This is a genomic window from Vallitalea pronyensis (assembly GCF_018141445.1).
Classification (GTDB): Bacteria; Bacillota; Clostridia; order Lachnospirales; family Vallitaleaceae; genus Vallitalea; species Vallitalea pronyensis.
Map to the genome: position 1 here is coordinate 26933 of NZ_CP058649.1, position 11625 is coordinate 38557.

Below are 11625 nucleotides of genomic sequence, written 5' to 3' on the forward strand. Positions count from 1 at the left end.
TGAGATGTTATTTTTTATCCACGAAAAAGACAGCCTACCGATCGGCTGTCTTTTCATTTAAGGAGAAGGTATTTGTTCTTATGGGGTGTAGCAAAAACTTTATTTTATATATTGTATTGGGGGGTTTTACAAGAATAATTATAGCATCGTTTTCAAAATAAGTGTGCATAAACATCCATTAATTTACTGACTTTTATTAGCACTATTATACAACGTATTTTATACCTTGAAGAAGAGCGCCTTAATAATCAACAAAACCTTTTTAAAAATCATGCTTGTTTTTGCACAGCACCAATTTTTTCAAATTTTTCGATACAAATCTTCTTCAAATATCTGTCTTACTTCTTCAATATTTTGGGTCATCCCAAGAACCAGCATTAACTTGATACGCGCTTTTTGTCCGGATAAGTTATCCCCTAGAATAACGCCCATTTCTCGCAGCTTTCTCCCGCCGCCTTCATAACCATAAGAATCCAGTACCCGTCCTTTTGCACAACGTGATACAATAACCACAGGAATGTTGCATGCAATAGCCCTCTCTATACCTTCTACCATAGCCGGTGGTACATTTCCTCTACCTAATGCTTCAATAATGATACCTTTGTAACCCTCATCCACCAGATAATGTATGAATTCTGAACCAAGCCCTGCTACGGCTTTTATAAGAGCAACTTTCTTCTCTATACCAACAGCTTCTATGACACTATGACTTTTCCGGTTACGGTAATAGATGACCTGATCCGAGTCCACAATGCCAAGAGGCCCAAAATCCATGCTTTGGAAGGTATCCAAGCTTAATGTATGGGTTTTCGTCACTTCATCCGCTGCATTGACTTGGTTATTCATGACCACCAATACACCTTTGTCTATGGATTCTTCTGAACAGACTGTACAGATGGATGCGGACAGATTAGCCGGACCATCATAACCAAGCTCTGAACCGTTTCGCATGGCACCTGTTAAGACAACAGGCTTTCTTGATTTAACCAGCATGTCTAACAAATAGGCAGTCTCTTCTAAAGTGTCTGTACCATGGGTAATCACAACACCTGCTATATCTTCTCGCTGTAAAAGCTTGTTGACTTCTCCTGCCAAATTAAACATCATATCAGGACCAATATGTGGCCCTGGATAAGAACCATAATGCATCACTTCAATTTCTGCCATTTTTTCAATACCTGATACTTTGGATATAATCTCTTCATCCGTAAGGGCAGGTATGGCTGCCTTAAGCCGCTCATCCACTTTCATGGAAATGGTTCCTCCCGTAAAGATTAAAACCACTTTTTTCATGTTACCCCCATCCTTTCTTATGCTCTTTCAACATTCCCTACTAGGTATATTCCATATGTTTAACAGCATTTATTATCTATGGATTAACCCACAACATGTCCTATCCATAACATTCTGGTTAACCCTTATATGCCTAAGGAGATTATAACATGCACCTACACCTTTTTGCATCCTTTATTCCAAAATAAATCCACCCTATTTCGTAACGATGTACTGGAAGATATATACTTGGCATGACACCACTCTGGGGGAAATAGATTCCGGTAATGCTGATAGTTAAAACGCTCATCAATAAGGATGACCACACCTATATCTTCGCCTGTTCGAATGACCCTTCCAGCTGCTTGCATGACTTTATTCATACCCGGGTACATGTAGGCATATTGAAAACCGTTGCCTGACCGGTTATCAAAATGCGCCTTAATAAGGTCCCGCTCAAGGCAGATGGAGGGCAAGCCTACCCCTACAATAATAGCACCACTTAATTTCTCTCCTTTTAGATCGATGCCTTCACCAAACATACCTCCCAATACAGCAAATGCCACTAACGTATGTTCCCGCTCTTCATGAAATGCTTGTAAAAAATCTTCTTTCTCCTTCTCGCTTAAACCCCGTTCTTGACACATCACCGTGGTGGACTGGTCTTCCATACCTGCAATAAACCGTTCAGACACATCTTCCATGTATTGATAAGAAGGAAAAAACACCATGTAATTACCCTTTTTCCCACCTACAGTATAACGAATGGTGTCAACAACTTGATCATAGGTACGCTCTCGATCTTTGTATTTGGTGGAAACGGTGTTATTGACCAATAAACAGAGATTATCCGATTCAAAGGGTGATTCCAACGTCAACCCATAATTCTTCTCGTGACCACCAAGTATCTTTACAAAATAATCCATGGGTGTTAGGGTAGCTGAAAACAAGACAGCGGCCTTTGCATTATCCATATATGTTTTTAAGTTAAATGAAGGATCAAGACAGTAGATTTTCATCCTCACTTCATCCCTTAACTTCTCATAATACGTCACGTAGCGGTCATCATACAGCTCAATTTTTTTCACAAAATCATAGGTGTCAAAATAGAATTCCAATAATGCATCCATGTGCTCCCAGTCGTTCAGTTGAGGAAATATCTTCTCCGTTCGAAAAAGAACACCTCGTAAAAGATCCACTAAGTCCTCGGAATAATAGTCATCCACTACATAACCTCTATCATCACAGGCATGGCGTTTCTCTATCATAAACTGATTGATTTTATTTAGATAACCATGAAGTATGTTATCTTTGCCTTTTACCTTCTTTTTAAGCTCAAGTATCGCTTTTTTTGACATGACTGCTGAATACATGCTTCTAGCTCTGTCTACCAGATTATGGGCTTCATCAATAAGGAAAATATAACGCCCATTCCCCTCTACAAAAAACCGTTTTAAGACAGCACTAGGATCAAAAGCATAATTATAATCACAGATAATACAATCACAAAAAAGAGAGACATCCAAGGTCAATTCATAAGGGCATACCTGATAACGTGTTGCATACTCAAGAATCACGTCTCGACTATAATGATGGGTGGCTGCCATCATAGCCGATAAGGCATCATTAATGCGGTCAAAATGGCCTTTTGCATAAGGACAAAAATCACCATCACATTTCTTTTCATGATGCAGGCACACTTTATCTTTTGCTGTGATCATCACACGTTTCATTATCAACCCATGATCTTCTAAAAGGTTTAGCGCCTTCTCCGCCACATCTCGCCCTATTGTTTTAGCTGTCAGGTAGAAAATCTTACCTGGTTGTTCAGCTAGAGATTTAATAGCAGGAAATAATGTCCCCATGGTTTTACCAATACCTGTAGGTGCTCTTGCGTACAATTTTTCACCTTCTATAATCACTTTATAAACACTTGTTACCAGCTTCCGTTGTCCTCTTCGGTACCCTGTAAAAGGGAATTGTAAGCTTTTGATACTCTTGTCTTTCAGGGCATTGTACTGAGCAATCTGTTTAGCAAAAGTAATATAGAGCCTTATGGTATCCAGATAAAATGCTTCTAATGCTTGTTTCGTATAGGTCTTCTGAAACTGTTTGATGGCATAGCTGCCAAGCTCAACATAAGTTAGCTGAACCACCAATGTGTCTAGAGCATGTTCCTTGGCATACATGTAAGCATACATCTTGCCTTGTGCCCAGTGAAGCTGATTGTAATCCTCATCAATGGTGCTTAGATCACGCACCACGGATTTTATTTCATCAATAATGGGTAATTGTTCATCTTCAATAATGCCGTCGATACGCCCGCTAAGCTCTAATGTGATATCTTCCATGGTGATATGATCACCAATAGGTACCTCGGCTTGGTACTTATCGTACTGTTTTGCAAATCGCTTCTGTATCTTCTGGTGTGCTTTGATACCATCCACAGCTCGGCTGGAACTAAGAAATACCGATTTAATATCACCGGATCTTAGGACAAATTCAATAAGCTCTCTAACGGATATTCGTATTTCATTGGTAGCCATATTATACCTCTTCCTCAAACATTTGTTCGCACACTTATTATAGCAATGTTTGAATTAGTTGTATACCCATTATGAAGAAGTTCTTACCTGATGGACTCACATGAAGTTCATATGGATTGAGGAAAGTGGTAATCGGAACAAAAAAAAGCCCCATTAAATGGGACTATAGAGCCTTTCTAAAAATCTCCATAATGTCTTCATGTGTTGCTTGTTTAGGATTGGTTAATCCACAAGCATCTTTTAAGGCATTCATCGTTAATGTAGGAAGGTCTTCTTCCTTGGCACCTAGTTCACGAAGTCCTGATGGTATATTAATGGCTTTTGATAAGGTTTCAATAGCTTCTAGAGCCTTATTAGCACCTTCTTCTGGAGATAGTCCTTCTATTTTCACACCCATGGCTTCTGCTACATCTCTCAGACGCTCTGGTACAACCTGTGCATTATACCGTTGTACATGTGGTAATAAGATCGCATTACACACCCCATGAGGCAAGTCATAAAAACCACCTAATTGATGCGCCATGGCGTGTACGTATCCAAGACTGGCATTATTAAATGCCATACCTGCTAAAAATTCAGCATAGGCCATGTTGGTTCTAGCTTCTTCATGATGACCATCTGCTACAGCTTTTTTTAAGTTATTGGCAATTAATGTAATAGCTTTTAAGGCACATGCATCTGTAATGGGAGTAGCAGCAGTAGATACATAAGCTTCAACTGCATGGGTCAAGGCATCCATACCTGTTGCCGCTGTAAGTGATTTGGGCATATCCATCATCAGTGCTGGATCATTAACAGCTAGAAGTGGTGTGACATGTTTATCCACAATAGCCATCTTAACATGTCTCTCTTCATCTGTAATGATACAGAATATGGTCATCTCACTTGCTGTACCTGCTGTGGTATTGACAGCAATTAATGGTATTTGTGGTTTTTTTGATTTATGCATGCCTTCATAATCCTTGATATTCCCACCATTAGCAGCTACAAGAGCAATACCTTTAGCACAATCATGTGGTGAGCCACCACCAAAAGAAATGACGAAATCGCAATTTTCAGCTTTTAATAGGTCTACACCGTCATGTACGTTTGTTACGGTTGGGTTTGGCTTCGTTTCATTAAAGATAGCATAAGGAACATGATTCGTGTCCAGGACATCTGTTAATTTCTTAACAATTCCAATGTCATCTAATACCTTATCTGTTACAATAAGTGCTTTCTTAAATCCATAACCCTTAATCATTTCCCCTGCATCAACAAGTGCATGCTTATCCATCACATTAATTGACGGCATATAAAATGTATGACTCATATTATCCAACCTCTCATAAGTTTTTTTACCATTGTCTTGTATTGCATGAATCAATTAATTATAATATTAATAATAGCTTTTTTAGTTGGACAAAATCTACCGATAATTTTTAAAAAATACCTATTTTTTTGATTAACTTCTGTACATGCAATATGGCATCTTGGAATCAAAGAAATGAATAAAAGGGAATGAGGTGTCCATATGTATTTTAATCAGGAATGGGAAAATTTTCACGGTTTAGAGACAGATTATGTAAAGCTCTACTATTACGACTTTCAACCGGGTTACTCCGATACGTATCATTCTTATGCATATCACCGCATATGTACCATTATTGATGGCCAAAAGCATGTATGTGTTGGTGATGAGCAAGATTTCATCTATACCAAGGATGAGTATGTGCTATTGTCTCCTCATTCTAAGGTGCATATGACCATGCCTGTTACTACACAGGCACTGGTATTAGAGCTTAGCGATGACCTCATCAAAGATGTGACCAATAAGATATCCTCTACCTTGGATAGGGATGTAACTCTTAATGATTACAATTACCTTCGAGGTAGGATGTCTCGCCTGATATACAATAGCCTTCATACCATTAATGAAATGCGTCTCATAAGTCAAGATGAAAAGGAACAACATTTTTTCATCGATCTAGCTGTACAGAAATTGACCTATGGGTTATTAAAAGAGAAAGAATCCAGAGAATTCTTGACAAGAAACACCCATCATCCCATGAAACAGGCTCTTGACCTTATTAAACATAACTATAACAAAGGCATCACTGTATCCGAGATTGCTTATCATTTATATATGTCTGTACCTAATTTCAGTCATCAATTTAAACGATATTTTGGTGTGACCCCTAAACATTACCTTATGCGTTACAAAATAGAAAAATCCAAAACCTTACTTTATGAAAACACGGTTAGTGAAGTCGCTTATCTATTAGGGTATAGCAATGTATCTGCCTTTATTGACGTATTTAAAAAAATAAGTGGTATGACACCAAAGAAATACCAGCTTCTAAAGCGTGGAATTCATAAACCTATATAACTTTAAAAGAAATACCTCATTACATTCACTATTCTAAGACTGAAATATTCCATATGGGATAAATAATAAGAGAGGTGACCTATGCGTATATTAGTGGACGGAGATGCTTGCCCCGTAAAAGAGATTATTATCAGAGTTGCTAAAGCTTATGGCATACCTGTGGATATGTATATTGATTCTTCCCATTACTTTCAGGATGACTATTGTCGGACCATTATCATTGGTAAAGGAAAAGATGCTGTGGATTTTGCGTTGATTAGCAGGGCTGCAAGAGGTGATCTCATTATCACCGGTGATTATGGTGTAGCCACCATGGCACTCAGTAAAGGTGCTTATTGTATTCACCCCAATGGCTTTATCTATTCTAATGACAACATGGACCGCTTACTAATGGAAAGACATTTGTCTGCTAAAGCAAGAAAAGCGAAGAAATCTTATACGAAGATGAAAAAAAGAAGTGTGGAGCAGGATCGACTATTTGAACAAAAATTAATAGGGTTACTAGAAAACCATAAAAATTAAACGTCTATCACTTAAAGCGTAGTATTGTTTAATAAAATAATCTACACCTCGTTCCTCAAGCGGATTTGTCTGTTAGAAAACACTCATAAATGCATACACAAGGTATGATGAAAATACCGAGTGGAAATAGAAAAGAGACGCTTAAGCTAAAAAATCTCCTTGACTATACGTAGAGTCAAGGAGATTTTAGACTGTCGAAAAGTCTAAAAAGACACCCTAGGGTGTCTTTTTTAGTTAATCAATTAATAATTACTTCTTAAAAATACAAATATTAACCCCTATATTTAATTACCATTGTAAATGTATTCTTTGCCCAAATCACCCAGCCATTTGGTACTGGACTTTCGATGCTGACAGTCAATGTATCACCATAAGAGGCACCAATAACACATTTAATTACCATGGAAAATGTATTCTTTGACCAAATCACCCAACCATATGGTACTGGACTGTCCACGTCGACAATCTTCGTATCACCATATGATGGACCTGATTTTGTAAGTTCTGATTCCAATTCATGATGTGACATGTTAAAACTACTCTGTGCTTGTGCAGTATTGTTAAATGTAAGTACCATTAAAAGCAAACATGTAATGATTAGTGTTGTTTTTTTAATCATAATAATTCTCCTTAGTGTTTTATAGTTTTTATAGTTTGAATTTTATCATAATTAATATATTCTGTCAATAGTCTAATTATTAAATTTATTATCTAAAATTAAAAAAAATTTAATCTTAGATATTTTTTATATAACTAACATATCAATTATGATAGACAAAACAATAGAAAAGACTTACCCTAAATTTAGTGACGATCTGCCCTAAAATTTCTATATAAAAGAACATATCCACTTTAACAGATATGTCCTTGAGATGTTTGGCTTACCATTGTATTAGCTCAGGCTGTTGACAAAACCCGTTAAATCCATAAGTAGAATTAACGGGTTTTGTCAACAGCCTGAAAATCTCCTTGACTATACATACAGTCAAGGAGATTTAAATTATATTGTCTTATTTGAATCAAAGGGTAGATTAGATTTTATTCTTCTACATGATCTTCTTCTGGAGCTAAATCAACCTGAGCTTGTACTTCAGCAACTAGAATATCTTCTTCCACTTGCTTAGGTTCATCACCAAATAATGCACCAAATTCTACACCTGTAATCTTTTCTTTTTTTAAGAGAAGAGATGCTGTTTTGTGAAGAATTTCAATGTTCTCTTCTAGAATATGCATGGCTTTATCAAAACCTGTATTCACGATACGTTTGATTTCACTATCGATAAGTCCTGCAATATTTTCACCATAATTCCGTGTATGTCCCCAATCACGACCGATGAATACTTCATCACTGTCACTACCAAATTGAATAGGCCCAAGTACATCACTCATACCATAACGTACAACCATGTTTCTAGCGATTCCTGTGGCTCTTTCAATATCATTAGAGGCACCCGTGGTAATATCGTCTAAAATAAGCTTTTCAGCTGCTCTACCACCAAGTAAAGATACAATCTCCTGTATCATCTTTTTCTTGGTCAGATACATGGTATCTTTTGATGGTAACGGCATGGTATAGCCGCCTGCAAAACCAGTTGGAATAATGGAGATACTATGAACAGGATCAAGTTCTTCAAGCTCATGATGAATAATGGCATGCCCTGCTTCATGATAAGCCGTAATTTTCTTTTCTTTTTCAGAAATGACACGGCTCTTCTTCTCTGTTCCAATACCCACCTTAATGAAGGCTCTTTGAATATCTTCTTGCTCAATGACTTTTTTATTCTCACGTGCAGCATAGATGGATGCTTCATTTAATAAGTTCTCAAGATCAGCACCTGTAAAGCCCGCAGTGGTTTGAGCCACAACGCCAAGGTCCACATTATCAGATAATGGCTTGCCTTTAGCATGAACCTTAAGTATTTCTTCACGACCTTTAACATCTGGTCGTCCCACAACAACTTTTCTATCAAATCGACCTGGACGTAATAACGCAGGGTCAAGAATATCAGCACGGTTTGTAGCGGCTATAACAATAACCCCTTCATTGATACCGAAGCCATCCATTTCAACAAGCATCTGGTTCAATGTCTGCTCTCTTTCATCATGTCCGCCGCCAAGGCCAGCGCCTCGCTTACGGCCAACAGCGTCAATCTCATCAATGAACACAATACATGGTGCATTTTTCTTAGCCTGATCAAATAAATCTCTTACACGAGATGCACCAACACCGACAAACATCTCAACGAAATCAGAACCTGAAATACTGAAGAATGGTACACCTGCTTCACCAGCAACGGCTTTCGCTAGTAAAGTCTTACCTGTTCCTGGAGGTCCTACTAATAGAACACCTTTTGGTATCCGAGCACCTAGTTCAACGAACTTACGGGGGCTTTTCAAGAATTCTACAACCTCTTCCAATTCCTCTTTTTCCTCTTCTAATCCAGCAACATTTTTAAAGGTTACTTTCTTCTTGTCATCAACGACCATCTTTGCTTTACTCTTACCAAATGACATGACACGGCTTCCGCCACCGCCGCCTTGTGCTTGATTCATGATAAACACCAACAAGAAAACCACGGCGATCAGCACAATAAATGATGGTAAAATTTGAATAAACCAATTGGGGCGAACCACATCTTTCATATAATATTTAATGTTTCTTTCATGTAATACCTGTTCAAATACAGATGTATTACTTATAGGAAATCGCTCATAGGTAGCATCATCAAAGAAGACGGTTACAATACCCGTAGGTATTTCCCCATTTTGCTTGATCTCAACACGTTGAACCCTATCGATTTGATTGATAAAATCCTGATAGCCAAATGTTTCTTTCATTTTATTATATTGATTGCTCGTAAAAAATACGGCAATAAGTAACACTAATAGTAAAAGCGCATAAAAACTGAATCCCCTGATATTTTTTTTCATGTGCTTGCCTCCTTCCTTATCTTTAGCCCTATTGTTGTCATATTCTTCAACCTCTTATTCTTCCTACAGTTCCATTATACCGATATATGGTAAATTACGATATTTTTGCTCATAGTCAAGCCCATAACCAAGAACGAATTCATCAGGAATAGAAAAACCAACATAATCCACTTGAACATCTATAACACGTCTTTCTGGCTTGTCTAACAATGTGCATATTTTAACGCTATTTGGGTTTCTATCTTTGAGTATCTGAACCAAATAGCTTAATGTTCTACCTGAATCAATAATATCTTCAACGATAATCACATCTTTTCCTTCAATGGATTCGTCAAGATCTTTTACGATCTTCACAACGCCTGTACTTGTTTTTTCATTGCCATAACTGGATACAGCCATGAAATCCATAGAAAGGGGTGGTTCTTTAATATGTTTTGATAAATCAACCATAAACATTACTCCGCCCTTTAAGACACAGATTAAGTGAACATCTTCTTTATCCGCATAGTCCCTGGATATTTCTTCACCTAATTCTTTAATTCTTGCCTTTAATTTATCAGCAGAAATTAATGTTTTTATGTTATGCATCCTGATAATCCTCCTCTAAATAATACTTTACTTCTAATATTTTTTTTGTGGACGCTGTGACTTTATAGTGTTCGCTTATGCGATGACCTATGATCCATATAATCTGCGAACCATCCACAAGTAATGGTATCTTATCGCGTTCTTCCCTTGGAATCTTAGCATCAATAAAATACTTTTTTAACTTCTTTTGACCATCAATGCCTCTGATAACAATGGCATCCCCTTGACGTCTGTTTCTTACTTTCAAATTATATTTTATTTTATCATAATCGAACCATTTCGTATACAAATTTTTGGGAATATTATCTTTTTGGGCTTCTAATAAGCGAACCTCCACATAACTGTCTAAGGCTTCTATATAGGTTTTGGTATTCAAATGAACATCTTTTTCGAAAGCTTTTGTTTTATTTTCTCCCAAAACGCTCATTATGATACTGCTATAAGCTTTTTTTGCAACAATTCCTTTTGGTAATTGTATTTTTTTACTGACTTCTTTATGGGCTAATTGAAGGATTTGCTCGATATGTTTGTATTCGATATTTTTTAGAGATCCTAATTGATGAAGGACTTGCCGAATGATGCGCCTTCTAATCACCAAATTAAGAGCGTTAAATGCATCTAGATCAATGGTATAGCTGTTATCTTTCCTGGTGATGACTTGCTCCATCTTCTCAAGCACAATACCATGAATATAATCATCTTCACTTCTGGCTATATGCGCTGTATTCACCATATGTTGAACAAAGTTCTTATTAAATTGCTCTTCAACATAAGGTATCACTGTATGCCTAATCTTGTTTCTTGTGTATACGTTAAGTGCGTTGGTATAATCATCTCTATATGCAATCTGATGTTCATGACAATAGTGCTCTATTTCCTCACGTGTACAGTCAATAAAAGGTCTTATAATAAAATCCCTTACAGGTGGAATACCGCCAATGCCTTTTAGCCCAGTACCTCGCATTAAGTGCATGATAACCGTTTCAGCTTGATCATTTATATGATGACCGATAGCGATTTTTCCATTTTTAACCCTTAACCTTTGTTGTTCAAATACATCATACCGAATCTTTCTGCCCATTTCCTCTAAGGATAGTTTATAGCTTTTTGCAAGTTTCTTAACGTCAAAATAAGACACATGGCATGGTATAGCCAAATGTTCACAGGTTTTTTCTACTAATGTTACATCTTCACCTGCATCTGCTCGTATGCCATGATGCACATGCACAACACATATGCTTATGCCTAGCTGGTCTTTTAACTGATCAAATATGTGGAGAAGGCACATGGAATCCATGCCTCCAGATACACCAATAATGACTGTATCACCTTCATGAACCATATCCCATTTTTTGATTGTTGATAATACCTTCTCGACCATCATACTTTGACATCCTC

General features: G+C 37.2%; 9 protein-coding genes. 2 read left to right on the top strand and 7 right to left on the bottom strand.

Features of this window, described 5'->3' with window-relative positions:
- Positions 1 to 300: 300 nt before the first annotated feature.
- The 3 genes from HZI73_RS00140 to yiaY all read right to left on the bottom strand — a co-directional run bounded on the left by HZI73_RS00140 (position 301) and on the right by yiaY (position 5130).
- The gene (locus tag HZI73_RS00140; protein ID WP_212696271.1) at positions 301 to 1293 is read right to left on the bottom strand and encodes an asparaginase; all 993 of its coding nucleotides are present in this window, start codon (positions 1291 to 1293) and stop codon (positions 301 to 303) included.
- A gap of 155 nt (positions 1294 to 1448) precedes the next feature.
- Positions 1449 to 3818 (bottom strand): ATP-dependent DNA helicase, encoded by a 2370-nt coding sequence (locus HZI73_RS00145; RefSeq protein WP_212696272.1) that lies wholly within the window; start codon positions 3816 to 3818, stop codon positions 1449 to 1451.
- Positions 3819 to 3981: 163 nt separating this feature from the next.
- Positions 3982 to 5130 carry an L-threonine dehydrogenase gene (gene yiaY / locus HZI73_RS00150; protein WP_212696273.1) on the bottom strand — a complete coding sequence of 383 codons (1149 nt, stop codon included), beginning with the start codon at positions 5128 to 5130 and terminating at the stop codon, positions 3982 to 3984.
- A gap of 201 nt (positions 5131 to 5331) precedes the next feature.
- Between yiaY and HZI73_RS00155 the strand changes: the two genes are divergently transcribed.
- Positions 5332 to 6186 (top strand): AraC family transcriptional regulator, encoded by an 855-nt coding sequence (locus HZI73_RS00155; protein ID WP_212696274.1) that lies wholly within the window; start codon positions 5332 to 5334, stop codon positions 6184 to 6186.
- An 81-nt stretch (positions 6187 to 6267) separates the two neighbouring features.
- On the top strand, positions 6268 to 6708 hold the full coding sequence (locus HZI73_RS00160; RefSeq protein ID WP_212696275.1) for a YaiI/YqxD family protein: 441 nt from the start codon (positions 6268 to 6270) through the stop codon (positions 6706 to 6708).
- Between the two features lie 271 nt (positions 6709 to 6979).
- Here the strand turns inward: HZI73_RS00160 and HZI73_RS00165 are convergent, their stop codons facing one another.
- The 4 genes from HZI73_RS00165 to tilS form a co-directional block, all read right to left on the bottom strand.
- Positions 6980 to 7327, bottom strand: a complete 348-nt coding sequence (locus HZI73_RS00165) for a hypothetical protein (protein ID WP_212696276.1) — start codon at positions 7325 to 7327, stop codon at positions 6980 to 6982.
- Between the two features lie 419 nt (positions 7328 to 7746).
- Positions 7747 to 9639 (bottom strand): ATP-dependent zinc metalloprotease FtsH, encoded by a 1893-nt coding sequence (gene ftsH / locus HZI73_RS00170; RefSeq protein WP_212696277.1) that lies wholly within the window; start codon positions 9637 to 9639, stop codon positions 7747 to 7749.
- 63 nt (positions 9640 to 9702) lie between these two features.
- Complete coding sequence (gene hpt, locus HZI73_RS00175) at positions 9703 to 10227, bottom strand: hypoxanthine phosphoribosyltransferase (RefSeq protein WP_212696278.1); 525 nt, start codon at positions 10225 to 10227, stop codon at positions 9703 to 9705.
- Complete coding sequence (tilS, locus tag HZI73_RS00180; protein WP_212696279.1) at positions 10220 to 11611, bottom strand: tRNA lysidine(34) synthetase TilS; 1392 nt, start codon at positions 11609 to 11611, stop codon at positions 10220 to 10222. Before tilS ends, hpt begins: the two co-directional genes overlap by 8 nt.
- Positions 11612 to 11625: the final 14 nt, after the last annotated feature.